Origin of the sequence: Litchfieldella rifensis (assembly GCF_042646605.1) — a bacterium.
Classification (GTDB): Bacteria; Pseudomonadota; Gammaproteobacteria; order Pseudomonadales; family Halomonadaceae; genus Litchfieldella; species Litchfieldella rifensis.
In genome coordinates, this window is the sequence record NZ_JBHRUG010000001.1 from 1 (window position 1) to 25,812 (window position 25,812).

Here is a 25,812-nt window from a genome sequence, read left to right on the forward strand (position 1 = left end):
CCTCACCGGCCTGTGGGCCTGCATGCAGAGCCAAACCCCATTCGATTCCTCGTTGCTCTTCAGCGATGAGCATATGAACGCTTGAGTCGAAACGGAGTATCTACCCGGTGGCTTCGTTCCTGCCAGAGAGGCTTTGTTCAGCCGATCACTGGCCATTGAATCGCAGATGAAGCCTCTCCTGCACGGGTGGCTTCGCTCAGCGCTCTACCCGGCCAAGCACCGCCGCCGGGCTGCTAATGGCGTCGTCATTGCCACCCGCAACAAGCCGCACAAAGGGCATGCGCCCAAGCCCTCTGCCATGGGGTGATGACTTGGTCGCAGTGTGACTCGGAACTATCAGCAAAGGCCGCCTTGCTACACTCTGGTATGAGCTTCCTTGGCACTCTACCAGGACATGACAATGCGCCAGCGGGTCCGTTACCTGACGACTTCGGACCGTGTCCATCTGGCCTGGGCGGAGACTGGCAGCGGGCCGACGCTCGTCAAGCCTTCAAACTGGTTGACTCATCTCGAATACGATTGGGAAAGTCCTGTCTGGCGGCACTGGATGAGCTTTCTCGGAGAACATTTCCGCTTCATCCGCTACGACGAGCGTGGCAGCGGGATGTCGGACTGGCATATCGGCGACCTGTCTCCGGCACGCTGGCTGGAAGATCTCACATCCGTGATCGACGAGGCTGGTGTCCGAGCACCTCTGATTCTGCTAGGCATATCCCAGGGGGCAGGCACCGCCATCAGCTATGCTGCCAGTCACCCCGAGCGCGTTTCACAACTGATCTTGTACGGCGGCTATGCTCGCGGCTGGGCACAGCGAGGCAACCCGGACACGGAACAATTTTACCGCGCGATGTTGGAGCTGATGCGCCACGGATGGAGCAGTGACAATCCAGTGTTCCGTCAGGTCTTTACCTCGCGTTTCATTCCTGGCGCCAGCGAGGTACAGCTCGGCTGGTTCAATGACCTCTGTCGCCGAACTACCAGTGCGGAAATCGCTGTGAAGCTGCTGGAAGCTCGAGGTGGGATGGCTGTCACGGGGCTGCTTCCGATGATCCGAGTGCCGACGCTGGTACTCCATGCACGTGAAGACGACGTGGTGCCAGTTGAGGAGGGACGGCTGATCGCCTCTGAGATTCCCGACGCATCTTTTGTCGAACTCGACTCTCCCAACCATATTCTCCTCGAGCATGAACCAGCATGGCAGACTTTCCAGGACAGAGTGCTCGAGTTCACCGGCCTGAGACACGGCCACACTCCCCCGCTCACTGACCTATCTCGTCGCGAACGTGAAATCTTCGATGGGATCACTGCAGGCCTGACCAATGCCCAGATTGCTGAACGCTTGCATATCAGCGAAAAGACCGTTCGCAACCACGTATCCCATCTATTCGACAAGCTCGGTGTCCGAAGCCGTGCCCAGGCTATCGTTCTGGCACACGATCAAGGGTTTTACGACTGACCGGGACAAATGTCCCAAGTCTAGCCTGGAAAGAGGATAAAAAAGGGCACTTTTCCTATTTCGCAGTACCACTTTGCGAGCCAAGATATCGGGATAGGTTCCCAATAAGGTAGCAAAGCAAATAAAGAGTGACTTTCCTGCTGTAACGGGGAGTGGAGGTCGACAATGGCAACGACGCACTCAATTGCAGGAGGGGGCAATCTACGCCTCCATGTGCGCGAATGGGGCAATGCTGCCGGTATCCCGATTCTTTTCATTCATGGGTGGTCTGGAAACCATTTGGTCTGGAGGTACCAGTATGAAAGCCCGCTCGCCGACGAGTTTCGGCTCGTGGCGTTGGATTTACGCGGCCATGGAATGTCCGATGCTCCGCAGGAGGCTCAACACTATTGCGATGCCCAACTCTGGGCGGATGACATTGCTGCCATCATCGAAGAACTGAATCTCGATCGGCCAATATTGGTTGGATGGTCATACGGTGGCTTCGTCATTGGTGATTATTTGCGCGCTTATGGGCATTCTGCCATTTCCGGAGTGAATTATGTCGGTGGTGGAGTGATATTCAATGAATCAGTTTTGAGTACACTTTTCGGACCCGGTTTTCTAAGACATGTGGAAGGAGCGACACAGCCGGACTTGCCGACCAACATCGAGGCAATGCGACAATTCGTGCGGGAATTAGTCGCCAGCCCCATGACGGAAGAGGACTTTGAATATGCACTGGCGTTCAACATGATCGTTCCCGCCGAGGTGCGAGCGGCCCTACTGGCACGAGAGATCGATTCCGACGATGTGCTCCTGGACATGAAGGTGCCTGTACTCGTGACACAGGGTGAAGAAGATCAGCACGTCTTACCCGCCATGGCAGAGCACATCCTGCGGGTTTGTCCAACCGCGACGGCTTCTTGGTATGAAGCGGTTGCTCACATGCCGTTCATGGAGAGTCCTGAACGGTTCAATACAGAACTGGCGGAATTCGCACACGGCGCACAATAACGATCCGACGCGATGGCAGCCTGCAGGAGAAATGATCGCGTCGTCATGCAAGAGTAACTTGGCCGATCAATTCGCGCCTAGCCATGGCCTATGCCACGGGTCGGCGACTATTCGCAGAATAGTTGACGTTCCGCCACGGGGCTGCTCTCGACCATCCGCACCACGCTGCCGACCACGATCAGACAGGGCGACGGCAGTGGTTGCGCGGCCAGCTTTCCCGGCATATCCGCCAGGGTGCCGGTGAGCGACTGCTGCTCGGGCAGGCTGGCATTGGCGACGAGCATCATCGGCCAGTCGCTGGGGAGCCCGGCGCGGCGCAGGCCGGCGCAGATGGCATCGACCTTGGAGAGGCCCATGTAGAACACCAGGGTCTCATCCTGACGGGCCAGCGATGCCCAGTCGGGTTCGCCGCCGTCGCGGCACAGCTGGGCGGTGATGAAGCGTAGCTGCTGGGCGTGGGCGCGGTCGGTGAGCGGGATCCCCATGGAGGCGGTGGCGGCCGAGGCCGCGGTGATACCCGGAACGATATGCGCCGGTACACCGGCTTCCGCCAGCGCGGCGAGTTCTTCGCCCATGCGCCCGAAGACGCCGGGGTCGCCGCCCTTGAGTCGCACCACCGACTTGCCCTGCCCCGCCAGTTCGACCAGCAGGGCACCGATTTCGGCCTGGGGCACGCTGTGATGGCCGCGGGCTTTGCCCACGTAGTAGCGCTCGCGCCCGGCGGGAATCAGCGCCAGCACCTCATCGCCGACCAGACGATCGTAGACCACGGCATCGGCTTGCTGCAGCAGCCGCGCGGCCTTGAGGGTCAGCAGTTCCACATCGCCGCTGCCGGCGCCGACCAGATAGACGTTGCCGGGGCGGCAGTCGCCGCGCCGTGGCAGCCGGGCGCCGCCATCCGCGAGATCATCGTTGCCCTTGAGGCTAGCAAGATAGCGGGCAGCGCCCGCACTCAGGCGAGCCAGCGCCCCGCTCAGGCTGACCAGCGTTTCAGGCAACCTCGGTTTCCAGCTTCTTGTCGGAGCGCGCATGGCGACCTTCCTCTTCGAGCAGTGATTTCAATTCGGGGATGCAGGAGCCGCACTGGGTGCCACAGGCAAGCCGGGCGCCCAGCGCCTCGACGCTGGTATCGCCGCCGCGGATGGCCTCGACGATAGCCTTCTCGCTCACCTGGTGGCAGCTGCACACTAGCGGGCCACTATCGGCTTCGCCGGAATCGCAGCCGGCCAGCAGACGGCGGCGTATCCCGTTACCCAGGCTCGCCTCGGCGAAACGCTCGTCGAGCCAGGCCAGGCCGGGCAGCTCGGCGGGAGGCGCCACCATCAGCCACCAACGCAGGCGGCCGTTCTCGATGCCGGCGGCGCGTAGCCGGCCACTGGCCGGGTCGTCGCACCAGAGTGTCGGTGCCACCGGCAGCCATTGCTGGACCCAGGCCAGCCAGTCGTGGGAGTCGTCGCCGGGCTGGCCGCCACCCAGTTGCCAACGCTGGCAGTTGGCCAGCGGTATCCGTGTCCAATACTCGGCTTCCTCGCGCCAGCCGCGGTCGCTCGGCAGGTCCGCCGCCACCAGCAGGGTGGCTTCCCAGCCGATGTCGAGCGCAGCCAGCGAGACGGCGCCGTGCTTGGATTCGGGCTGCCCGGAAAGCGGGTCGAGGTGCACCTCGAGCAGGCTCCCCATGCGTGCCTGACCACTGAAGCGGTCGGTCCAGTGCATCGGCACGAAGACTTCGCCACGGCGCTGGCCCGTGGAGAGGCGCACTCGAGCCCGGTATTCGCCGTTGGGACTGGTCAGTCTCGCGAGCTGCTGATCACCAACGTTGAAGGCCACGGCATCGTCGGGATGCACTTCGATAAAGGGTTCGGCGCGGTGGTTCATCAAGCGCGGGGCCCGACCGGTACGCGTCATGGTGTGCCACTGATCGCGCACCCGCCCGGTATTGAGACGCAACGGACGGGCCTCGCTCAGGGCCTGGGCCGGCTCCTGCGGACGCACCGCGACCAGCCGCGCACGCCCGTCCGCGGTCGCAAAGTGGCCATCCCCGAACAGCCGGGCGGTGCCCCCCGGCGTCTGCGCCGTCACCGGCCACTGAATCGGTGTCAAAGCGTCGTAGGCGGTGCGGTCGAGTCCCGCAAGGCCGGCGATATTGAACAGCCGAAAGCCCTCGCCCCGATTGTCGAGGGAGGGGTCGAGAGAATTCTCGAAACCGGAGAGCCGCGCGTGTTCGTCGAAGATCTCGCACGGCTCGGCGTACTCGAAGGCCTCGCCATAGCCGAGGCGCCGGGCGACCTGGGTCATGATCCACCAATCGTGGCGCGCCTCGCCGGGCGGCGGCAGCAGGCCACGCTGGCGAGAGATGCGCCGCTCGGAGTTGGTCACGGTGCCGTCCTTTTCCGACCAGCTCGAGGCCGGCAGCACGATATCGGCATAGGGCAGCAGGTCGGTGTCGGCGACGCACTCGGAGACGATCACCAGCGGGCACTTCGCAAGCGCGGCGCGTACCCGATTGGCGTCGGGCAGACTGACCGCCGGATTGGTGGCCATCACCCACAGCGCCCTGACCTCGCCGCGCTCGATGGCCTCGAACAGGTCCACGGCCGTGTGGCCGGGGCCTGGCGGCAAACGCGGCGTCAGGCTGTCGGTGGTCCAGAAGCGCGTCATCCGGTCGATGGCACCCGGGGTATGGTAATCCATGTGCGCCGCGAGTTGATTGGCCAGGCCGCCGACCTCGCGGCCGCCCATGGCATTGGGCTGGCCGGTGATGGAGAACGGCCCGGCACCGGGCAGGCCGATCTTGCCGCCGGCCAGGTGGCAATTGATGATCGCATTGCACTTGTCGGTGCCGCTGCTGGACTGGTTGATGCCCTGCGAGTAGAGCGTCACCACATGCAGTTGGCTGGCGAACCAGTAATAGAAGGTTTCCAGGCGCTCGGGGTCGACGTCACAGGCGGCGGCGATCGCTTCGATATGGGTATCGTCCTCGCGGGCCGCGGCCAGGGCTTCGTCCAGCCCCTGGGTATGGCCATCGAGATAGACCCGGTCCAGGCGTCCCTTGGCCGCCATCCACGCCAGCAGCCCGTTGAACAGGCGCGCGTCGCTGCCCGGCCGCACGCCAAGGTACAGATCGGCGATCTCGCAGCTGTCGGTGACGCGCGGGTCGATGACCACCACGCGCATCAGCGGATTGCGCTGCTTGGCCGTGCGCAGGCGCTGGTAGAGCACCGGGTGGTTCCAGGCCAGGTTGGATCCCACCAGCACCACCAGTTCAGCCTCTTCCAGGTCCTCGTAGCTGCAGGGCACGGCATCGGCACCGAAGGAGCGCTTGTAGGCGGCTACCGCCGAGGCCATGCACAGCCGCGAGTTGGTGTCCAGATGCGGCGTGCCGAGGAAACCCTTGAACAGCTTGTTGGCGACGTAATAGTCCTCGGTGAGCAACTGGCCGGACAGATAGGCCGCCACCGACGCATCGCCATGGGCCTGGCGCGTCCGAGCGAGGCGTGTGGCCACGGCGTCCAGCGCCGTGTCCCAGTCGACCTCGACACCATCGACCCGCGGGCGTGTCAGGCGCCCCTGGCGGCCTAGGGTCTCGTGCAGCGCCGAACCCTTGACGCACAGCCGACCGTAGTTGGCTGGGTGGTCGCTATCGCCGGCCACGGCGGTCAGGGTATCGCCTTCCACCGACGCCATCACGCCACAGCCGACGCCACAGTAGGGACAAGTCGTTCGGGCCTGGTGCATGGCGGGCTCCTAACTTTCAAGAATAAAAAAGCGAACGGGAAACAAAAAACGCCCACCTTCGGCACCACTCAGGGCCGAAACTGGACGTCGTCGTCTTTCCAGGGTCGCGGAGCCTACGCTGGCTCCTTGGTGACCCTGCTATGTCATATGGCTAGCAAGCGGTATGCCAGGTTTCCTTCCAATGGCTCGGCAAGCCCGTAACGACAGGCGGGTACAAGCCAAGTGCGGCCGTCAGGCAGGCCCTGAATCTCCCCCTTGCCCCACGACAATCGCACCATGACATGGCAGAGAGGCACATCACGCACCACGCTGATGCAGCCTTCCGGCCGATCGGCACTTGACCGAAGGATGGTCATGCCACCCTCTGAGGCGCGCCAAATGCCCACTTTTAGTGCAAAACCACCAGCCGGTGCCGCCAAATGGAACATTCCTTGCAAGGGCCAAGGCAGTCGCTAAACCGATAACCGTGAGCCAACGCCATGCCACCACCATTGAAAGTTCTGTTGGTCGACGATGAGGTCGTGCGCGCCGCCATGGTCGAGGAAGCCCTGATGAGCGAAGGCCATCAGGTGATCTGTCACTTGAAGCACCCCGCGAGCCTCAACGAGATGGTCGCCCGCCATCAGCCGGACGTGGTGATCATCGACATGGAGTCCCCCGACCGCGACACCCTGGACAGCATGTCGCTGCTCAACCGCGAGAACCCACGTCCGGTGGTGTTCTTCGCCGACCAGCATGATCCCGACACCATGCAAGCGGCGCTCAAGGCCGGGGTCAGCGCCTATGTGGTCGACGGCCTGGTGCAGAGTCGGGTCAAGACCATCATCGAGGTTGCCATCGCCCGTTTCGATGCCTTCCAGTCGCTGCGCAGCGAACTCGACAAGGCTCGCAACCAGCTCAGCGAACGCAAGCGCATCGAGCGCGCCAAGGGCCTGCTGATGAAGCACCAGAGCTGCGATGAAGAGCAGGCCTATCGCATGCTGCGTAAGATCGCCATGGACCGCGGTCAACGTATCGCCGAGGTGGCCAATAGCGTCATCGATATTCTCGAACGTCTGGAGAAAGGCCTATGAATACGCTGCAAACGGCGGAATTGGAGCGTCTGCAACTGGGCTTCGTGCCGCTGCTGGACTGCGCCCTGCTGGTGGTCGCGCGTGAACGGGGCTTCTTCGCCGCGCAGGGGCTGGATGTGGCATTGTCACGCCAGAACGCCTGGTCGACGCTGCGTGACAAGGTCGCCGCCGGCCTGCTGGATGGCGGTCAGATGCTGGCCCCCCTGCCGCTGGCCATGAGCCTGGGCCTGGGACGCGCACCCTGCGACACCCTGGCGCCGATCATTCTCAGCCGCAACGGCAATTCCATCACCCTGTCCCGGGTGCTGGCGGAGGCCAGCGGCGCGCACTTCCAGGACGAACCGGCCGAGAGTGCACAGGCGCTGGGCGCCTATCTACGCCACCAGACTCCCGCACGGCGTCCCTGCCTGGCCATGGTCTATCCGCACTCCTGCCAACACTATCAGTTGCGACAGTGGCTGGAACTGGGAGGGATCGATGCCGACCGGGACATCGATCTGGTGGCGCTGCCGCCGCCCCGCATGGTCGAGGCCATGCAGGCGGGCAAGATCGATGGCTTCTGCGTCGGCGAACCCTGGGGCACGTTGGCGGAGTACCGCGAGGTTGGGCGCATCGTCGCCACTGGCGTCCAACTCTGGCCCGGTTCTCCCGAGAAGGTCCTCGGCGTGACGCGCTCCTGGGCGAAACGCTATCCGGCCACCCTGATACGCCTGATTCGCGCCTTGGTCGAGGCCAGCCAGTGGTTGCAAAGCGCCCCCCAGCACCGCTACCAGGCACGCGACTGGCTGGCCCTGCCGCCCTACCTCGATCGGTCGGTCTGCCATCTCGAATACCTGCCGCTGGATGAGCCGCGACTCGCGCAACGCATGTTCGGAAGGGACGTGCTACGCCCCGATGCTGCCTCCGCTGGCCACTTCGCCGAGCAGGTGGACCAGCATATGCGGACGCTGGGACGCCGCCTCGATCGCGACACCCTGAACGAGTGCTACAGCCCCGTGCATTTCGATGCTGCCTCGCACCACTAGTGTGCAGCCTCTCTTCCCAACCGGGGCCATCGGCAAATGCCGCGCCATTCACACATAATTGAAAGTAAAAGGAAAAAGTAAAAAATAGCGGCACATGGCCGGCTCCTTGCTGAACGTAGAACATCATGGCGATCAACGGCGATCGCCTCACCAAGACACGGCGAAGACGTCTCCACACTCCCATCCACTCGATTGGGGAAGTGTCGAGGCGTCTTTTTTTGGCGAGCCATTTCTTGTGAAAGGCAACCCGACATGATCCATCGACACTCCACCTATCACCAGCAATTGCCGCGGGATGAGCGCCTGCTGATCATCGGCAACGGCATGGCGGGTCACCGACTGCTGGAGACCCTGCTCAAGAAACCGCAGCGGCCGGCGCATATCACCGTGATCGGTGCCGAGCGGGCCCCGGCCTACAACCGCATCCTGCTCTCGCCGCTGTTGGCCGGCGAGATGGAGCGTCAGGCGCTGACCCTCCACGACGCCGACTGGTACGCCGAGCAGGGCGTCGAGCTGGTCCTCGGTGAGCATGTCGAGAGCATCGACCGCCAGGCCCACCAGGTAACCACCGCCAGCGGTCGCGAGTTCGACTATGACCGCCTGGTGCTGGCCACCGGCTCGCGCCCGGCCATGCCGCCGATTCCCGGTCTAGAGCTGGCCGGCGTCCACGGCTTTCGCAACCTCGACGATGCCGCCGCCCTCACCCGCGCCGCCGAACGGGGTGGCCGGGCGGTGGTGATCGGCGGCGGGCTGCTGGGCCTGGAAGCCGCCGAGGGACTGCGCAAGCGTGGCATGAGCGTGAGCATCATTCAGCGCGACGACCGGTTGATGAATCGCCAGCTCGACATCACCGCCGCCGAGTTGCTCGAAGGCGAGTTGCGTTCCCGGGGCCTCAAGATCGTGACCAACGGGCGGCTGTCCCGCCTGGAGGACGATGGCCAGGGCCATGTCCGTGGCGCCTGGCTGGAGGATGGCCGCTTTCTCGCCGCCGACTGCGTGGTGGTGGCCATCGGCATCACGCCCAATGCCGAACTCGGCCGCAGCTGCGGGCTCGAGATCAACCGCGCCGTGATCGTCGATGCCCACCTGACCAGTTCCGACCCGGCGATCCATGCCCTGGGCGAGTGCTGCGAGTTCCAGGGCCAGACCTATGGCCTGGTGGAACCCATCTGGCGCCAGGTCGAGGTACTGGCCGCGTGGCTGGCCGGCGAGCCGGTCGAGGGTTACATCGAGGCGCCCACCGCCACCAAGCTCAAGGTCAGCGGTGTCTCGCTGTACGCCTTCGGTCCCATCGAAGCCGACGACGGGCATGAGGTGCTGACCTATCACGATCCCCAGCATGGCGACTACCGCCGTCTGCTGCTGCGTGACGACCGCATCGTGGGCGCCGTGCTCTATGGCGATACCGCCGCCGGCCCCTGGTATTTCGAACAATCCCTGGCCGGCAGCAACGTGCAGGCCTGCCGCCAAGCGCTGCTGTTCGGCGCCGGCGACGCCAAACCGCTTCTCGCCACCCCGATCCGTCGCTCGGACATCCCCCTAGAGGAGGAGGCCGCATGAACAAGCCCAATTCCGACAAATCACGGTTGATCATCATCGGTAACGGCATGGTCGGCCACCATCTGGTCGAACAGCTCGTCGAATCCGGTGCGACCGGGTCGTACCGCATCACCGTGTTCGGCGAAGAACGCCATCCGGCCTATGACCGGGTACATCTTTCCGAGTACTTTGCCGGCCGCGACGCCGCCTCACTGGCCTTGTCCACTGCCGACTACTACGCCGAGCACGGCATCGAGCTGTGCCTCCACGAGGCGGTGACCGGCATCGACCGCGACAAGGGCGAAGTCGTCACACCACAGGGCCGCTACGCCTACGACCGCCTGGTGCTGGCCACCGGCTCCTACCCGTTCGTGCCGCCGATTCCCGGCAATGACCGCCCCAACTGCCTGGTCTACCGCACGTTGGACGACCTGGATGCCATTCGTGCCGCCGCGGAACACGCCAACACCGGCGTGGTGGTCGGCGGTGGCCTGCTGGGGCTGGAAGCGGCCAATGCCCTGCGCGGACTGAACCTGGAAACCGCCGTGGTGGAGTTCGCTCCCCGGCTGATGCCCATGCAGGTCGATACGGAAGGTGGCGAGCTGCTGCGCGAGAAGATCGAAGCCCTCGGGGTGCAGGTGCTGACCGGCCGTGCCACCCAGCATATCGAGGATGGGCAGGCGAGTTTTCACCGCATGGTGTTCCAGGACGACAAGGTGCTGGAAACCGACCTGATCGTGTTCTCTGCCGGGATCCGCCCACGGGATGAATTGGCCCGCGACTGCGGACTGGAAATGGGCGAGCGTGGCGGCGTGGTGGTCGACGACCACTGCCTGACCAGTGACCCGGCCATCCTGGCCGTCGGCGAAGTGGCGGTGTGGAACAACAGCGTCTTCGGCCTGGTCGGTCCCGGCTATCAGATGGCCAAGGCCGCTGCCGCCACCCTGACGGAGGGTGAGCTGACCTTCCAGGGGGCCGACATGAGCACCAAGCTCAAGCTGATGGGTGTGGATGTGGGCTCGATCGGTGATGCCCACGGCGACCGCACGCCCGGCGCCCGGGTGTTTCGCTACCTGGACCAGATCAAGCAGCAATACCGCAAGATGGTCGTCTCCAGCGATGGCAAGAAGCTGCTCGGCGCCATGCTGGTGGGTGACAACAGCTATTACGACACGCTGATGCAGTACTACGATAATGGCCTCGCGCTGCCCGACCAGCCGGAGTGCCTGATTCTGCCCGCCAGTGAGGGGGGCACGCCAACCCTGGGGGCCGATGCCCTGCCCGATACCGCGACCCTCTGCTCGTGCCACAACGTCACCAAGGGCGCCGTCTGCGCGGCCATCGACGCCGGCGCCAGCGACCTGGGCGCGGTCAAGGCCGAGACCAAGGCCAGTACCGGCTGCGGTGGCTGTGCGGCACTGCTCAAGAGCGTGGTCGATCACGAGTTGGAAGCGCGTGGGGTAGAGGTCGACAAGTCGATCTGCGAACACTTCGCCCATACCCGCCAGGCGCTCTATTCCATCGTCCGCGTCGAGGGCATCCGGACCTTCAGTGAACTGATCGAGAAGCACGGTTCTCCCGATACCCGGGGCCTGGGCTGCGATATCTGCAAGCCGGCGGTGGCCTCGATCCTCGCCTCATGCTTCAACGAGCCGATCACCGACGCCGCGCATGTGCCGTTGCAGGACACCAATGACACCTTCATGGCCAATATGCAGAAGAACGGCACCTACTCGGTGGTGCCACGCATCCCCGGCGGCGAGATCACCTCCGACAAGCTGGTGGTGCTCGGCCAGGTGGCCCAGAAGTACCACCTGTATACCAAGATCACCGGCGGCCAGCGCATCGACCTGTTCGGTGCTCGGCTCGAGGACCTGCCCGATATCTGGAGCGAGCTGATCGACGCCGGTTTCGAGACCGGCCATGCCTACGGCAAGTCGCTGCGCACCGTGAAATCCTGCGTCGGCAGCACCTGGTGCCGCTACGGCGTGCAGGACAGCGTGGGCATGGCGATCCACCTCGAGAATCGCTACAAGGGGCTGCGTTCACCGCACAAGATCAAGTTCGCCGTCTCCGGTTGCACCCGCGAATGCGCCGAGGCCCAGAGCAAGGACGTCGGCGTGATCGCCACCGAGAACGGCTGGAACCTCTATGTGTGCGGCAACGGCGGCATGCGTCCACGTCATGCCGAGCTGTTGGCCACCGACCTCGATGACGAGACCCTGGTGAAATACATCGACCGCTTCCTGATGTTCTACGTGCGCACCGCCGATCGTCTGCAGCGCACCTCGGTATGGCGCGAGAACCTCGAAGGCGGCCTGGACTACCTCAAGGAAGTGATCCTCGACGACAGCCTGGGACTGGGCGACGAACTCGAGGCCCAGATGCGGAGCGTGATCGACAGCTACGAGTGCGAATGGGCCAATGCCATCAAGGATCCGGAAAAGCTCAAGCGCTTCCGCAGCTTCGTCAACGATGCCCGCCCCGACCCGGACATTATCGTCACCGAAGAGCGCGGCCAGTTGCGCCCAGCTTGATAGATCCAGGGGGGCGGCTTCAGCTGCGATGAGCTGTGACGGGGACTTGGCATACAAAGCCGACCTTACGGCCGGATCGCGGCTGAAGCCGCTCCTACGAACCCCGCCATAGCGACATGTGGTGGAAATCGGCACACGGCTAATGTAGGAGCGACTTCAGTCGCGATGCCCGGTTCTGCCATCGTCGGAACGCCGCCCGGACTGAAGCCGCTCCTACACGACAAGCAACCGAACAAGACGAGGAGAACCCCGATGAGTACCGCAACCGCACTCCAGACCGAGGCCGACGTGACCTGGCAACCGCTATGTACCAAGGCCGATCTGGTGGCCTTTTCCGGCGTCGCTGCATGGATCGAAACGCCCGAGGGGCCAGCGCAGGTCGCCCTGTTCTACCTCCCTGGCCACGATCCCGAGCTTTACGCACTGGACCATCACGACCCCTTCGCCGCGGCCAATGTGATCGCACGCGGCATCGTCGGCGATCTCAAGGGTAATCCCGTCGTCGCCTCACCGATCTACAAGCAGCACTTTCGGCTCGAGGATGGTCAGTGTCTGGAGGATGAGAACCAGCGACTGCGCACCTGGCCGGTACACTTCGACGGCGATCGGGTAATGATCGCCATCGAAGCACTGTAATGCCCCTTTCCGGCACTATCCGGCCGACCTTTGCTTGGCCGGGTAGCTGCCCTTGCCGAACAGTGCCGATGGTCCACCGTCGGCGATGGAGCGATGTCGGTGGTAGACGAAAACCAGTACCAGCAGAATGAGACCGGGAATATCGGTGGCCAATCCTGGTTTGATCATCAGCAGGGCACAGCCCAGCACCAACAGGCGTTCGTACCAACGCACCCAAGTCACCATGTACCCCTGTATCGTTGAAACGAAGGCCAACATACCGGTCATCGCCGTGAAGATCACCCACACGCCCCGGTACCAGTTCTCCACCTCATACAGTAGCAACTCCGGATTGAAGAAGAACATGAACGGCAGGATTGCCGTGCGCAGGTCATAGGTGAACCCCTGAACGCCGGTACGTATCGGATCGGCCCGAGAAATGGCCGAAGCCGCATAGGCCGCCAGGCCCACCGGTGGCGTGTCATCGGCCAGGATGCCAAAGTAGAAAACGAACAGATGAATGGCCACCATCGGCACGGCGATGCCGACTTCACCGGCCAGGTTGGCAATCACCGGCGCCACCAACGCCGCCATCACGATGTAATTAGCGGTGGTCGGTAACCCGATGCCCAGTATCAATGACGTCACCGCCGCCAAAATCAGCACCAGCCAGATATTGCCCATGGAGAGCACGCCAATGACCTGCGTCAGACCGTAGCCCAGGTTGGTCATGGTGACCATGCCGACGATAATGCCGGCGGCCGCGGTGGCAATGGCAATGGTCGTCATGTTGCGAGCACCCATCTCGAGCCCCTGGAAGACCGCCTTGACGCCCTGCCACAGTCCCGCTGCCACCCCCTCTCTGCTACGTATACCGCGCCAGGTCTCCTGAATCAGGATCAGGACGATCAGCATGGCCAGCGCATTGAGTGCGCTGCGCGCCGGCGTGAGTTGGACCCACATGAGTTCATAGAGCAGAAATGCCACCGGTATCAGATAATGAACGCCTTTGATGAACGTCGGCCAGAACGGTGGCAGCTCGGTCCTGGGCATCCCGGCCAGGTTCAGCTTGAGTGCTTCCAGGTGCACGGTGAACAAGAGGCCGATATACGACAGCAGCGCGGGGACGATGGCATAAAGGATGAGTTGGGAATAGGGAATGTTGAGAAAGGTGGCCATGATGAAGGCCGCGGCCCCCATGATCGGCGGCATCAACTGGCCATTGGTCGAGGCCGCGCACTCGGTGGCGCCGGCCTTGACTGCCGGATAGCCGATCTTCTTCATCAGCGGGATGGTAAAGGTACCCGTGGTCACCGTATTGGCGGTGGACGAGCCGGAGATGATACCGGTCAGCAGGCTCGCCACGACCGCCGCCTTGGCAGGACCGCCGCGGAAGGTACCCAGGCCGCTGTAGGCCAGGTCCACGAAATACTGCCCGGCACCGGCCCGATCCAGCAGCGCCCCGAACAGCACGAACAGAAACACGAAGGATGCCGACACCTGGATGGGCGTGCCCCAGATACCCTCGGTGGTAATGTAGAGCTGCTGGATGATCTGCCGCCAATCGTAGCCGTTGTGCAGAAATATCACGTCGGGCGGGGTCACCGGGATGATGCCGGCGGGACCGGTAACACCATACAGGATGGCGATCCCGGCGATGATCAGCAGGGCGATGCCGACAAGGCGTGACGCCGCGAGCGCCAGGACGATCAACAGGACCGATCCTGCCCATACATCGCGGGTGGTTGGCAGCCCGCCCTGGACCGCGATCAGATTATAGTAGTTGACGACGATATATAACGACGTGACGACCCCGGCAATCGCCAGGAGCCAGTCACTCCAGGGAATGCGCTCGGCGGGCCCCTTCTTGGTCGGATAGGCCAGGAAGGCCAGCGCGAAGCCAAACGCCAGGTGAACGGCTCCCAGCTTCTGCTGGCCGAGCGCACCGAAGTAGGTGGCGTAAAGTTGAAAGAGGCTCCAACCGACCGCAATCAGGACCAGCAACCAGCGCAGCCATGGCCGCTGGGGCACTCGCGCACCGAACTCGCTCGCCTGAACAATACGCTGAGCCTCGGCACGTTCCTTGTCGGTAGTCCCATGGGCTGGCTGTTCGGCCATCGTGCCCTGCTCCCCCGAGCCCGTTCCGAGCCGTTCGCTGCAACCGGCGAACCCCGCTTCCTACGGGGTTCGCCAGGCCCAGTGTTATTCGGACGGTATCAGGTCGTCAGGTACCTCGACACCCTGCTCCTCGTAGAACTTGACCGCCCCGGGATGCAAGGGAATGGGCATCCCCTCGATTCCCTTCTCGACGGTGAAGAACTTGTCCAGGTTGGGATTCTGAACGTCGCTGTAGAAGGTATCCAGATGCTCGTTGAACACCGTGTTCATGAAATTGTAGACGTCGTCTTCGGAGAGCTCTGCCGCAGCACCCAGCATGGCCGTCAAGGTCACCGTCTGCACGTCCTCATCGACACCGGGATAGGTGCCACCGGGAATCGTGAAGGGGGTATAGAAGCCATACTCTTCCTGAAGCTGGGTAAGTTGATCGCCCGAGATCGATAAGACGGTGATCGGTGCCGTCTGTGCCGCCTCGACGATCGCCGCCGACCCCAGACCAACGGTATAGAACATGGCGGCGATCTGGTTATCGCGTAACAGGCCCACTGCATCGCCTGAGCTGCCGCGTACCGCCGCTTGCAGATCGTCGATGGAAACACCGAAAACGCCCATGATATTCATGGCATCCTGCTCGGTACCCGACCCCACATCACCGACATAGACGCGCTTGCCGGCCAGGTCGTCGACACTGTCGATATCGGCATCTTCCCGAGCCAGGATATGGATGGCCTCGGGGTACAGGCCGATCATGCCACGTAGATTCTCTATCTTGTTGTTTTCAAAAGCTTTAACCCCCTCCCCGTTGTAGGCGTAATAGGCAATGTTGTTCTGCATCAGCCCCATCTGCAGGGAGCCCTCGCCGATCGCATTGGCATTGAATACCGACGCGCCGGTGGAGCGCGCGTTGGCGCGCAGTCCGACATCCGCTTCGCTGATGATCTTTGCCATGCCAACGGCGGTGGGGTAATACAAGCCAGACGTGGAGCCGGAGCCGATGGTGATGAAGGTGGCCGATTGAGCCCAAGCCATGGTCGTTGTCAGGATCAGGCCGAAGGCCGCCACCAAGAATCGTTTGCCAAGTTTTAGATTCATTGTTCTACTCCCCGTGGTTGCCTGAATATGGCTATTTCAGGGTGTATAACGTGGATATAGCACTTCTTTTTTAAAGCTAATGGGCGACAGGGGGAAACGCAAATGAGCTCAGTTACCGGTCTGGTCACTGGCCCTACCACCAGCCGCGCCGCCATGCTTAGCCCGACCAAGCGCCCCGCTCCCCCGATGTCCCCGCCACACGTCCGCACATTCGAGGCGGTGTTCATCCAATTGAGCAGAATTAACGTGGAAGTATGACGCTGGCATAATCGGAGCTAGATGGTCATCTTGATGTCATATGTTCTATGAGAGGAGCCTACCGACGACCACGCAAAGACCAGGGAACCGATACTGCGCAGCAACCGACGCCCCTGCATGACAGGCTGTCATATGACCGTAAGGTGTCAGTGCCAGTGTCGACTAAGCCGTCAATCCAAGGAGTGCTCAAGCCGATGGTACGACTCGAAAAGAAAGCCACCCGGCTCTACGTGTTGGATACCAACGTTCTGATTCACGACCCTGCAGCTCTCTACCAGTTCGAGGAGCACGACGTGGTCATTCCGATGACCGTGCTCGAAGAACTCGACAAGCACAAGAACGGCATTCGCGAGATCGCTCGCACCGCCCGGCAGATCAGCCGTACCCTCTCCGACCTGACCAGCCAAGTCAGCTTCGACGAGATCCAAGCAGGGATTCCCATCCCTGGCTCGGTCGGCCCCACTGGCCGCCTGCGCTTCCTGTGCTACCAGGATCTCGTGCCCCTGGACAACATGGAGGACAGCCCCGACAACCGCCTACTGGCGGAAACCTGTCGCCTGCGCGACGATCGCCCCGATGCCTCGGTGATCCTGGTCACCAAGGACATCAACCTGCGTGTCAAGGCCTCGGCGCTCAAGGTGCCGGTGGAAGACTATCTCAACGACCGCGTGTTCTCCGACAACGACGCCATGATCGAAGGCGCCAAGGTCTATGCCGGCGTCGGCCCGGAGGGCGCCGGATTGTGGGAATCGCTGAACGTCGAGGTCAAGGTCGAGCGGGTCAACCATGACATCTTCTATCAGCTCAGGGGCGAGCTACCGACCGACTGGCACGTCGGCATGCTGGTATCCGATAGCGAGAACGGCGCCGACTTCGAGGCCATCGTGCGCGAGCTGACGCCGACCACCGCCTGCCTGCAATTGCTGACCAACTACCGCCATCATGCCGGGGTATGGAGCGTGCACGCGCACGACAGCCGCCAGAACTTCGCCCTGAACCTGCTAATGGACCCGGAAATCGACCTGATCACCATCGCCGGCAGTGCCGGCACCGGCAAGACCTTCATGACGCTGGCGGCGGCGTTTCAACAAACGCTGGATATCAAGCGCTTCGAGCGCATCGTCTTCACCCGGGCACCGATCCCCATGGGGGAGGACATCGGCTTCCTGCCCGGCACCGAGGAGGAGAAGATGTCGCCGTGGATGGGCGCCTTCCACGACAACATGGACAACCTGCTACGTGACGAGAAGGACGGCAGCTCGAGCTGGAGCGATGGTGCCACCCGGTCGCTGATCGGCTCACGCGTACAGATCCGTTCACCGACCTTCATGCGTGGACGGACACTGAACGATACCTTCCTGATCATTGACGAGGCCCAGAACTTCACGCCCAAGCAACTCAAGTCGCTGGTCACCCGTGCCGGCCGCAATACCAAGATCGTGTGCCTGGGTAACGTCGGCCAGATCGACACGCCCTATCTCACCGCCAACACCTGTGGCATGGCAGCGGTGGTCGAACGCTTCCGCAACTGGCCGCATGCCGGCCATATCACCTTGCGTAGCGTCGAACGCTCACGCCTGGCACTGGCGGCCGAAGAACTGCTCTGAGCATTTCCCGCCACCCCATGCGCCCGCCGAATGGCGGGCGCATGCATATCACTTGTGACGGTTGACGGCTTCTTCCAGCAGCGCCTCGCTTTCGCTTCCCGGCCCTTTCTCGAGAATCTTCATGGCATCCGCATACAGGCAAACATGGGTGTTGCAGGAAGCGCAGAACACCTTGTCGTCAGGATTGTGGACCTGGGAAACCCGCATCAGATGGCTGCCGCAATTGGGGCACCCTACCGGCAAGCGGAATTCTTCGGACAAATCATGCATGCGCCCTTATCTCCTTGACGTGGTCCTTTCAGTCTTTGGGACTTGGGCCGAAACTTCAAGCGGCCCTGCGCCCCACAAGCACCTGCCGGTCGTCAGGCGAGGCGACGCAGCACCACGCTGAGGTTGTTGGCCGGCATCTCCACCACCGTCTCCAGCACCAGGCCATGCTGCCCCGCCAGCTCGACCACGGCGTCCAGGTCGCGAATTCCCCAGCGGGAATCGCGCGCCCGCAGATCGGCATCGAAGGCGGCATTGCTTGGCGCGGTGTGTTCTCCACCACGCCGGAAGGGACCATAGAGATACAGCACGCCTCGCTCGGGCAGTCGCTGCCCGGCCTGGGCCATCAGGGCCTGTGTGGCCTCCCAAGACGAGATATGCAGCATATTGATGCATACCAGCGCATCGAACGCGACAACCGGCCAAGGAATACGGGTCACATCCAATGCCACTGGCGGACGCAAATTGGGCAGGCCGGCATGCTCACGCCAGGCGGCGATAGACGTCCGTGCCCGGGAGGCCGGATCACTGGGCTGCCAGACGAGTGCCGGCAAGCCCCGGGCAAAGTGCAGGGCATGCTCGCCACTGCCACTGGCGATCTCCAGCACCGTGCCATGGGCAGGCAGCCACTCGCGCAGCACCTCGAGTATCGGCTCGCGATTACGCGCGGCGGCCGGGCTCGACAGGCGTGCATCGGGCTCGGATGCGGGACCCGGGGTGTCCATGATTCACTCCTTCGCCAAGCGTTGGGCCAGCCAGGGAGCGATATCGGCGACCTGCTGCGGGCACAACGAATGCTGCATGGGGTAGCGGCGGTAGGTGACCTCATAGCCCATCTCGCGGGCGCGTTCGGCACCCGCTTGCCCCAGGTCCTCCGGCACCACCGGATCGAAGCTGCCATGATGGGCCTCGATCACCAGACCACGGTTGGCCTCGTGCGGTTCGATGCTGTCCGCGGTGGCGAAATAGCCGGACAGGACCAGCAGCCCGGCCAATGGCTGCGGATAAGTCAGCGCCGCCTGGTAGGCCACCGCCCCGCCTTGGGAGAAGCCGGCGATGACGATTCGCCGGCTATCGATGCCCTTGGCAATCTGCGCGTCGATCAAGGCGTGTATCCGCTTCGCCGACGCCTTGAGTTGAGCCTCGTCGATCCGCCGTCCCAGGTTCATTTCCAGGATGTCGTACCAGGCCGGCATCATCATGCCGCCATTGATGGTCACCGGCAGTGTCGGCGCATGGGGTAACACGAAGCGCACCGCGAGATCGCTGGGCAGGTTCAGCGCCGGCACCAGCGGCTCGAAGTCGTGACCGTCGGCGCCCAGGCCATGCAGCAGGATGACACAGCTATCGGCAGGTTGGCCGTTGTGGGGCTCGATGACCAGCTCGGAAGGACGACTCATCTCAGGCACTCCTTGAAAGATTTTCGTTACCCTAACGCAAGCCCGTGCCCACGACGAGCCCAAGCTGGCATCGATACCGCCCGGCTTCCTGTCAGAACGGCCAGATCAGCGGGATCAGCGGCAACGCCACCAGCGCGACGAGCATGTTGAGCAGCCCACCCATCCGCAGGTAGTCGCCGAAGCGATAGCCTCCCGGACCATACACCATCAGATTGGTCTGGTAACCGATCGGGGTGATGAAACTCGCCGACGCCGCGAACATCACCGCCACCACGAAGGGCATGGGGCTCACGCCCAGGCTTTCGGCACTGGCGACGACGATGGGAAAGGTGATCACCGCTGCGGCATTGTTGGTGATCAGCGCGGTCAGCAGCGCCACGACAGCGTAGACCACGAACAGCAGCAGCCAGGGATTGCCATCGGCCATGCCCAATGTCGTGGACGCCAGGGCCTGCGCCATACCGGAGTTCTCCAGAGCGGAGCCGAGCCCGAACGACGCAGCGATGGTCAACAACACCTGCACGTCCAGGCTACGCTTGGCAGCACCGATGGTGCAGCAGCCGGTGAGCACCGCCAGCGCCGCCCCGAACATCGCGGCATTGAGCAGGCTCAGCACGCCGAATGTCGCCAGGGCGATCACTCCGATCAGGATGCTCCACGCCAGCCAGGCCTTCTCGTGGATGGGGCGCGCCGCACCGTTGACCTGGCTGATCAGCAGGAAATCACGCGACTGGCGATGGCGTTCGATGAACGGCGGGCGCGCTTCGAGCAGCAGCACATCGGCGGGCTGCAGGCGAATCTGCCCCAGATTGCCGGCCACGCGCTCGCCACTGCGGCATACCGCCAGCACCGCGGCGCCATAGAGGGTGCGGAAGTGCCCCTCGCGGATGCGCTGACCAACGAACTGGCATTGATCCGACACCACCGCTTCGACCAGCCGCCGCTCCTTGAATTCCTTCTCCAGGCTCGACTCGCCATCATGGGAAGGCCTCAGCCCCCGCACCTGTTGCAGCTCCACCGCCGCCGCCGAGGTACCGGCGAACACCAGCCGGTCGCCCCCCTTGAGCTTCTCCCCGGGGCCGACCACGCTGACCACGTTGCCATCACGCTCGATCTCGACCAGGAACAGTTCCTGCAGATGACGCAGGCCCGCCCCTTCCACCGTCTTGTCGACCAGCGGTCCCTGCCGATCGACCTCCATCTCGATGGTGAATTCACGCGGGTTCTCGAAGGCCTGATCGGCACCACGCCGTTTGGGCAACAGCCGATGCCCCACCAGCAGCAGATAGAGGACCCCGACCACGGCCACCGGCACTCCCACCCAGGCGATATCGAACAACCCCATCGCCAGTTCGGGGTAACGATTGGCCAGCATGCCATTGACCACCAGATTGGTACTGGTGCCGAACAAGGTGATGGTGCCGCCGAGGATCGAGGCGAAGCTCAGCGGCATCAAGAAGCGATGCGCGGGGAACGCCATTCGCCGGCTCCAGCTCAACACCGCCGGGATATAAGTCGCCACCACGGGGGTGTTGTTGAGAAAACCGCTCATGCTGGCCACCGGCAGCAGCAGGCGCAGCAAGGCACGCCCTTCGGTCCTCGGGCGCCCCAGCACATAGCGGATGATCAGGTCGATGCCGCCGGTCTCCCGAATGCTCGCCACCAGCACATACATGAAAGCCACGGTGAACAGGCCACTGTTGGAGAACCCGGCCAGCGCCTGCTGTGGATCGATCACCCCCAGTGTGAGCAACAGGATCACGGCACCGAGCAGGATCATGTCGGCACCGATACGAGTGAAGGCCATTAGCGGGAAGACAGCGATGACGACGGCAAGGGCCAACCAGGCATCGAGCGGCATGAGCAATCCATTGGCTATGAGACGAAAGGCCTCATTGTGAACGCCACGAATTATACCCTAAAGTTATTTGTAGAAATTTATCTAGAAGAAAAATATATAAGAGAAGGAAGAAGGAAGAAGGAAGAAGGAAGAAGGAAGAAGGAAGAAGGAAGAAGGAAGGCAGAGCCTGGAGGAAGCGTCCGGAACGCACAAGGCCCGCCGAAGCGGGCCTTGTGGATCGCTACCGGGCGGTAGCGAGCATCTCGTTCGATCAGCGCTTAGCCGATGACCTTGATGTTGGAAGCCTGGAGGCCTTTCTTGCCCTGGGTGACGTCGAAGGAAACCTTCTGGCCGTCCTGCAGGGTCTTGAAGCCGTCAGACTGAATCTCGGAGAAGTGCGCGAACAGGTCGTCGCCGTTGTCTTCCGGAGAGATGAAGCCGAAGCCTTTGGTGTCGTTGAACCACTTGACTGTACCAGTTGCCATTTTCCAATTCCTCAAATAGCAGATGTTAAAACCGGGAATTACCCGAGGTAAGTGGGTAAAACAAGGGGATATACACCAGGCTACCGAAGCTTTGTGACAACTTTCGAGTACAACTGACGATATTCGACTTGCTAACCAACTGCGCGCAGCATGCGCGCAGAATCTCGCCACGTCAATCATAATTTTCAGTCGAGGGGCGATTCAGGGCCAGCAACAGGTCGCTGTCGCGCCGATAGATGTCCGGCCGAAACGCCAACGAGCCGTTTTCGGCCGTATCCACGGTCCAGTAATGCAGAATCACGGGTACCCGCTGGCTGAGGTCGACGGTGCGCGTCTCGCCGCTGGCCACGGCCTGCTGGAGAGCCGCCGCATCCCAACGCCGATTGTCGTCGAGCAGCAGGCGAACGAACTGCATGGCGTTCTCGACGCGAATGCACCCCGAGCTCACTGCGCGTTGCGGGTTGTCGAAGAGGTGCTGTGACGGCGTATCGTGCAGATACACCGAGTGGCGGTTGGGGAAACGGATCACCACCCTCCCCAGGGGATTCTGCCCTCCCGCCGCCTGGCGCAGCATGATCGCCCCGGGGTTCTGCCAGTCGACCTCCTGTGGATCGAGATGCCGGCCCTGCATGTCGATGACAGCAAGATTCTTCCGCTTCAGGTACTCCAGGTCCTCACGAATCTTCGGCAGCTTGTCTTCACGGAAGATCGTCGGCGGCACCGTCCAGGTGGGATTGAACGTCAGACGGGTGATCTCGGAGCGTAACGTCGGTGTCGTGCGGTAAGGCTGGCCGACCACGATTCGGGTTTGCCAGACGTCGTCGCCGGGCAGGAAATAGCGCAGCTCGTAGCCGGCGATATCCACCAGCACGAAGGAATCCGGTAAATCGTGCAGCATCCAGCGGGCCCGCTCCAGATTGACACGAATCTGGTCGATGCGCCGGCTCACGCCGACATTGAGAGCCGCGCGGGTCTGAGGCCCGACGACGCCGTCGTCCTCCAGCAGGTGGCGACGCTGGAACCGCCGTACGGCATCCGCCAGCGCTGCGTCGTAGCGCTTGGCCTCGGGCACGTCGAGGATGAGGCCAGCATGCTCCTCACGATAGTAGTCGGCATCCGCCACCAGCAATTCGGGTTGCCCGAGTACGCCCAGCCGCTCGCGCAGCAAGGCCACGTCCGGATGACGGTCGCCGGGCCGCAGGGGGGCCTCGCGAGCCGGCACTTGCGGCCAGCCACCGGCCGCTTCGATGGCGCGGTAGCGCCCCAGGCCCTCGCGCAGCCGTTGGTAAGGAGGGTAATCCGGCCTCGCCCGGTCGAAGGCTCCTTCGATATCGCCCGCCTCCACGGCACGCGACAGCGCCGCCATATCCGGTGCAAAACCTGGCCTGGGGATTTCCCAGTCGCTGTCGACGGCGGTGGGATCCACCTTGCCCAGGTGCAGATATCGCAAGGCCCGCAGAAAACGGCGCGTGGCGCCCAGATCGACCCGGGCCAGTGCGTCGCTATTCCTGTCCTGGATTCGCTGCCATGCTTGCGCCAAGGCGTCGGGGCGATAGTCGGCGGGTATCAGACCATCGTCATCCAGCCCGTGAAGCGCCGCCACCAGGGCAGAGATGTGCCGGTCGTCATTCCAGACCGGTTGAAAGTCTCGTGCCGCATAGAAGTCATGAACATGCCGATTCAAGACATTGTCACGCGGGCCATCTTGCACCAAGGCCTGCAGACGGGCCGACACCTCATCGGGCGACGCGCCATTCGATGTCTCCGTTTGTCCCCAGGCAGCCTCCGCTACCCATAACGTGGCAAACAGCGACACGAGCAGCACCTGAGTCAATCGATACGGGAGCATGGGCTTCCTGCCTCTTTTCAACGTTTCAACGAGTTGGCCGTCCTGGCCTCTGCGGTCATAATGAATCCTACCCAAGCTGAGGTCATCGTACCGACCCCTGCTTGTATTCACCTTAGTTAAATTATGCATTGATGGACCAGTCGAGAGGGAGCTCACCATAATGACGACACGCCCGCTTGCCTGCCTCGAGCGCTTCCGTGCCCTGTCTCTAGCCAGCCTGCTGTTTCTCGCCTCTCCCGCTACCGCCGCCTCCCTGGCCGATATCCTGCAACGTTTGGCCCCCGGTGCCGATGCCCGCGTCCTGCGCCTGGCCGCCAGCGCCCTGAACTGCGCCCAACCCGATGCCGAGCACCTGGCGGTAATCGACTTCTCGCGTTCCGCCAATGAGCCACGCCTGTGGGTCTTCGATCTGGAACGACAGCGGCTGCTGTTCGAAGAGCTGGTCTCCCATGGCCGGGGCTCCGGCGACGAACGGGCGCTCTGGTTCTCGAACACCCCCGAGAGCCACCAATCGAGCCTGGGGCTGTTTCGCACCCTGAACAGCTACTACGGTAGCAACGGCTATTCGCTGCGCCTGGAGGGACTCGAGCCCGGCGTCAACGACCTGGCCTACGAACGCGCCATCGTCATTCATGGCGCCGACTACGTCAGCGAAGATTTCATCGCCGAGTATGGACGCCTGGGGCGCAGCCACGGTTGCCCCGCCGTGCGCCAGGAAATCGCCCAGCCGCTGATCGACAGCCTGAAGGAAGAGCAGTACCTGTTCGCCTACTATCCCGACCAGCGGTGGCTCTCACAATCACATTTCCTCGACTGCGGCCGCAACGTCAACCTGGCCAACAGCATCGATGCCCGGAATGATTCCGTGGCAATGCAGGCAGTGCGCTAGTCTCACTTGGATGACTCGGGCCGCTCTTTCGCCCCCTGATTCAACTGGCCGAATGGCACATGCACGGAAGGCAGGATATCGCTGGTCGGCGAGAGGTGGGAGGCTTGATCGTCGAAGAAGATATGCGGCTTGATGATGCCCAACACGTGTTCCTTGGCGACGCCGCCCAGGAAATAGGCTTCGTTGACGGTCACGCCCCAACTGCGCATGGTGTGGATGACGCGCTCGTGCGCCGGCGCATTGCGGGCGGTGACGATGGACACCCGCACCTTCGGCCGATACTGGCCATCCGTCTCCTGGGCACGCTGCTTCTCCAGCGCCTGGATGCGGGCCAGCTTGCGCAGGAAATCGGCCAGCAAGCCCGATTCGGCGGGGACTTGCGCATTCGTACGTTCGTACTCGCGAAACGCCTCGATGCCCTGCTGCTGGTAGATGGTTTCCGACTCGTCGGTGACCAGTACGCCATCGAAGTCGAATGCGATACGCAGTTCTTCCTCATCCGTCAGGTCGAAATCGCTCGACGACAGGACCTGGCCGGCCGGATGCCCGGCGAGTATCGCCTGATCGACGTCCTGACGGTTGGCCGACAGGAACAGGCTGATATTCAGCGCCGGGATGAAGCGGTGGGGGTAGCGGCCCTGCAGGAAAATCGCCCGGGTGATGCCCAGTCCGTGATGCTCGATCGACTTCATCACCCGCAGCCCCGTCTCCGGGTCATTGCGCGACAGCAGCACCACCTCGATGGGCGGGTTGTCGGGGCTGAGCGTATTCAGCGACAGCAGCCGCTTGATGAAAGGAAACGCCACGCCGACTGCCAGCGGCACATTCTCGTTGTCGCGCTGATAGGTCCGGTAGGCCGCTTCGCCCTGCTCGCGAAAGACCCGGTCGGATTCGGCAAGATCGAAGAGCGCGCTGGAAGCGAGCCCGATCACCAGGCGGTCGCTGAGATCGTATGGCATGATGTTCCCTGGCACCGGTGCTGTGGTGGAGTCATCAGACCATGGCCCAGCGCCAGCAGAGAAGCAAGTGAC

The 25,812-nt window shown here is 62.8% G+C and carries 20 protein-coding genes; 9 read left to right on the plus strand and 11 right to left on the minus strand.

The annotated features are described in order from the left end of the window. The first annotated feature begins 400 nt into the window (after nucleotides 1-400). Entirely contained in the window at nucleotides 401-1,456 is a 1,056-nt protein-coding gene (locus tag ACFOEV_RS00005; RefSeq protein ID WP_386770306.1) for an alpha/beta fold hydrolase, read from the plus strand. A gap of 165 nt (nucleotides 1,457-1,621) precedes the next feature. Continuing rightward, complete coding sequence (locus ACFOEV_RS00010) at nucleotides 1,622-2,452, plus strand: alpha/beta fold hydrolase (protein WP_386770308.1); 831 nt, start codon at nucleotides 1,622-1,624, stop codon at nucleotides 2,450-2,452. A gap of 107 nt (nucleotides 2,453-2,559) precedes the next feature. Here ACFOEV_RS00010 and cobA read toward each other — a convergent pair whose 3' ends face one another. Beyond that, nucleotides 2,560-3,483 carry a uroporphyrinogen-III C-methyltransferase gene (gene cobA, locus ACFOEV_RS00015; protein WP_386770310.1) on the minus strand — a complete coding sequence of 308 codons (924 nt, stop codon included), beginning with the start codon at nucleotides 3,481-3,483 and terminating at the stop codon, nucleotides 2,560-2,562. Beyond that, a complete protein-coding gene (locus ACFOEV_RS00020; RefSeq protein WP_386770312.1) occupies nucleotides 3,443-6,187 on the minus strand; it encodes a nitrate reductase in 2,745 nt (914 codons plus the stop codon). Before ACFOEV_RS00020 ends, cobA begins: the two co-directional genes overlap by 41 nt. A 479-nt stretch (nucleotides 6,188-6,666) precedes the next feature. On the opposite strand from ACFOEV_RS00020, the gene ACFOEV_RS00025 reads away from it, so the two are divergent. From ACFOEV_RS00025 to nirD, 5 genes are all read left to right on the plus strand, one after another. Beyond that, entirely contained in the window at nucleotides 6,667-7,260 is a 594-nt protein-coding gene (locus tag ACFOEV_RS00025) for an ANTAR domain-containing response regulator (protein ID WP_386770314.1), read from the plus strand. Then, the gene (locus ACFOEV_RS00030; RefSeq protein ID WP_386770316.1) at nucleotides 7,257-8,285 is read left to right on the plus strand and encodes a CmpA/NrtA family ABC transporter substrate-binding protein; all 1,029 of its coding nucleotides are present in this window, start codon (nucleotides 7,257-7,259) and stop codon (nucleotides 8,283-8,285) included. The genes ACFOEV_RS00025 and ACFOEV_RS00030 overlap by 4 nt, the downstream gene beginning before the upstream one ends. Before the next feature lie 252 nt (nucleotides 8,286-8,537). Further along, on the plus strand, nucleotides 8,538-9,845 hold the full coding sequence (locus tag ACFOEV_RS00035) for an NAD(P)/FAD-dependent oxidoreductase (protein WP_386770318.1): 1,308 nt from the start codon (nucleotides 8,538-8,540) through the stop codon (nucleotides 9,843-9,845). Then, nucleotides 9,842-12,361, plus strand: coding sequence for a nitrite reductase large subunit NirB (gene nirB / locus ACFOEV_RS00040; RefSeq protein WP_386770320.1), 2,520 nt, complete (start codon nucleotides 9,842-9,844; stop codon nucleotides 12,359-12,361). The genes ACFOEV_RS00035 and nirB overlap by 4 nt, the downstream gene beginning before the upstream one ends. A 252-nt stretch (nucleotides 12,362-12,613) precedes the next feature. After that, on the plus strand, nucleotides 12,614-12,997 hold the full coding sequence (nirD, locus tag ACFOEV_RS00045; RefSeq protein ID WP_386770322.1) for a nitrite reductase small subunit NirD: 384 nt from the start codon (nucleotides 12,614-12,616) through the stop codon (nucleotides 12,995-12,997). 15 nt (nucleotides 12,998-13,012) lie between these two features. Here nirD and ACFOEV_RS00050 read toward each other — a convergent pair whose 3' ends face one another. Both ACFOEV_RS00050 and ACFOEV_RS00055 read right to left on the minus strand, forming a co-directional pair. Then, entirely contained in the window at nucleotides 13,013-15,094 is a 2,082-nt protein-coding gene (locus tag ACFOEV_RS00050; protein WP_386770324.1) for a TRAP transporter permease, read from the minus strand. Nucleotides 15,095-15,178: 84 nt separating this feature from the next. Next, on the minus strand, nucleotides 15,179-16,186 hold the full coding sequence (locus ACFOEV_RS00055; RefSeq protein WP_386770326.1) for a TAXI family TRAP transporter solute-binding subunit: 1,008 nt from the start codon (nucleotides 16,184-16,186) through the stop codon (nucleotides 15,179-15,181). Nucleotides 16,187-16,638: 452 nt separating this feature from the next. Between ACFOEV_RS00055 and ACFOEV_RS00060 the strand changes: the two genes are divergently transcribed. Further along, on the plus strand, nucleotides 16,639-18,051 hold the full coding sequence (locus ACFOEV_RS00060) for a PhoH family protein (RefSeq protein ID WP_386770328.1): 1,413 nt from the start codon (nucleotides 16,639-16,641) through the stop codon (nucleotides 18,049-18,051). Nucleotides 18,052-18,099: 48 nt separating this feature from the next. Here ACFOEV_RS00060 and ACFOEV_RS00065 read toward each other — a convergent pair whose 3' ends face one another. The 6 genes from ACFOEV_RS00065 to ACFOEV_RS00090 all read right to left on the minus strand — a co-directional run bounded on the left by ACFOEV_RS00065 (nucleotide 18,100) and on the right by ACFOEV_RS00090 (nucleotide 23,892). Next, nucleotides 18,100-18,321 (minus strand): hypothetical protein, encoded by a 222-nt coding sequence (locus ACFOEV_RS00065; RefSeq protein WP_386770330.1) that lies wholly within the window; start codon nucleotides 18,319-18,321, stop codon nucleotides 18,100-18,102. A 92-nt stretch (nucleotides 18,322-18,413) separates the two neighbouring features. Next, nucleotides 18,414-19,043, minus strand: coding sequence for a DUF938 domain-containing protein (locus ACFOEV_RS00070; RefSeq protein WP_386770332.1), 630 nt, complete (start codon nucleotides 19,041-19,043; stop codon nucleotides 18,414-18,416). 3 nt (nucleotides 19,044-19,046) lie between these two features. Further along, a complete protein-coding gene (locus ACFOEV_RS00075; protein ID WP_386770334.1) occupies nucleotides 19,047-19,718 on the minus strand; it encodes an alpha/beta hydrolase in 672 nt (223 codons plus the stop codon). Between the two features lie 91 nt (nucleotides 19,719-19,809). Continuing rightward, a complete protein-coding gene (locus ACFOEV_RS00080; RefSeq protein WP_386770336.1) occupies nucleotides 19,810-21,579 on the minus strand; it encodes an SLC13 family permease in 1,770 nt (589 codons plus the stop codon). A 257-nt stretch (nucleotides 21,580-21,836) separates the two neighbouring features. After that, on the minus strand, nucleotides 21,837-22,043 hold the full coding sequence (locus tag ACFOEV_RS00085; protein ID WP_386770337.1) for a cold-shock protein: 207 nt from the start codon (nucleotides 22,041-22,043) through the stop codon (nucleotides 21,837-21,839). 172 nt (nucleotides 22,044-22,215) lie between these two features. Beyond that, nucleotides 22,216-23,892 (minus strand): L,D-transpeptidase family protein, encoded by a 1,677-nt coding sequence (locus ACFOEV_RS00090; protein WP_386770339.1) that lies wholly within the window; start codon nucleotides 23,890-23,892, stop codon nucleotides 22,216-22,218. A 160-nt stretch (nucleotides 23,893-24,052) separates the two neighbouring features. On the opposite strand from ACFOEV_RS00090, the gene ACFOEV_RS00095 reads away from it, so the two are divergent. Beyond that, nucleotides 24,053-24,781: a murein L,D-transpeptidase catalytic domain family protein gene (locus ACFOEV_RS00095; protein WP_386770341.1), complete on the plus strand. Its 729-nt coding sequence runs from the start codon at nucleotides 24,053-24,055 to the stop codon at nucleotides 24,779-24,781. Between the two features lie 2 nt (nucleotides 24,782-24,783). Here the strand turns inward: ACFOEV_RS00095 and ACFOEV_RS00100 are convergent, their stop codons facing one another. Continuing rightward, a complete protein-coding gene (locus tag ACFOEV_RS00100; RefSeq protein WP_386770343.1) occupies nucleotides 24,784-25,740 on the minus strand; it encodes a 5'-nucleotidase in 957 nt (318 codons plus the stop codon). Between the last annotated feature and the right edge of the window lie 72 nt (nucleotides 25,741-25,812).

Bases quoted from the DNA above. Each gene is read 5' to 3' on its own strand.
- nirD (WP_386770322.1), top strand. From the start codon at position 12,614: ATGAGTACCGCAACCGCACTCCAGACCGAGGCCGACGTGACCTGGCAA.
- ACFOEV_RS00100 (WP_386770343.1), bottom strand. From the start codon at position 25,740: ATGCCATACGATCTCAGCGACCGCCTGGTGATCGGGCTCGCTTCCAGC.
- ACFOEV_RS00095 (WP_386770341.1), top strand. From the start codon at position 24,053: ATGACGACACGCCCGCTTGCCTGCCTCGAGCGCTTCCGTGCCCTGTCT.
- ACFOEV_RS00050 (WP_386770324.1), bottom strand. From the start codon at position 15,094: ATGGCCGAACAGCCAGCCCATGGGACTACCGACAAGGAACGTGCCGAG.
- ACFOEV_RS00035 (WP_386770318.1), top strand. From the start codon at position 8,538: ATGATCCATCGACACTCCACCTATCACCAGCAATTGCCGCGGGATGAG.
- ACFOEV_RS00080 (WP_386770336.1), bottom strand. From the start codon at position 21,579: ATGCCGCTCGATGCCTGGTTGGCCCTTGCCGTCGTCATCGCTGTCTTC.
- ACFOEV_RS00025 (WP_386770314.1), top strand. From the start codon at position 6,667: ATGCCACCACCATTGAAAGTTCTGTTGGTCGACGATGAGGTCGTGCGC.
- ACFOEV_RS00090 (WP_386770339.1), bottom strand. From the start codon at position 23,892: ATGCTCCCGTATCGATTGACTCAGGTGCTGCTCGTGTCGCTGTTTGCC.
- ACFOEV_RS00075 (WP_386770334.1), bottom strand. From the start codon at position 19,718: ATGAGTCGTCCTTCCGAGCTGGTCATCGAGCCCCACAACGGCCAACCT.
- ACFOEV_RS00065 (WP_386770330.1), bottom strand. From the start codon at position 18,321: ATGCATGATTTGTCCGAAGAATTCCGCTTGCCGGTAGGGTGCCCCAAT.
- ACFOEV_RS00020 (WP_386770312.1), bottom strand. From the start codon at position 6,187: ATGCACCAGGCCCGAACGACTTGTCCCTACTGTGGCGTCGGCTGTGGC.
- ACFOEV_RS00070 (WP_386770332.1), bottom strand. From the start codon at position 19,043: ATGGACACCCCGGGTCCCGCATCCGAGCCCGATGCACGCCTGTCGAGC.
- ACFOEV_RS00060 (WP_386770328.1), top strand. From the start codon at position 16,639: ATGGTACGACTCGAAAAGAAAGCCACCCGGCTCTACGTGTTGGATACC.
- ACFOEV_RS00005 (WP_386770306.1), top strand. From the start codon at position 401: ATGCGCCAGCGGGTCCGTTACCTGACGACTTCGGACCGTGTCCATCTG.
- ACFOEV_RS00055 (WP_386770326.1), bottom strand. From the start codon at position 16,186: ATGAATCTAAAACTTGGCAAACGATTCTTGGTGGCGGCCTTCGGCCTG.
- ACFOEV_RS00010 (WP_386770308.1), top strand. From the start codon at position 1,622: ATGGCAACGACGCACTCAATTGCAGGAGGGGGCAATCTACGCCTCCAT.
- cobA (WP_386770310.1), bottom strand. From the start codon at position 3,483: ATGCGCGCTCCGACAAGAAGCTGGAAACCGAGGTTGCCTGAAACGCTG.
- ACFOEV_RS00030 (WP_386770316.1), top strand. From the start codon at position 7,257: ATGAATACGCTGCAAACGGCGGAATTGGAGCGTCTGCAACTGGGCTTC.
- ACFOEV_RS00085 (WP_386770337.1), bottom strand. From the start codon at position 22,043: ATGGCAACTGGTACAGTCAAGTGGTTCAACGACACCAAAGGCTTCGGC.
- nirB (WP_386770320.1), top strand. From the start codon at position 9,842: ATGAACAAGCCCAATTCCGACAAATCACGGTTGATCATCATCGGTAAC.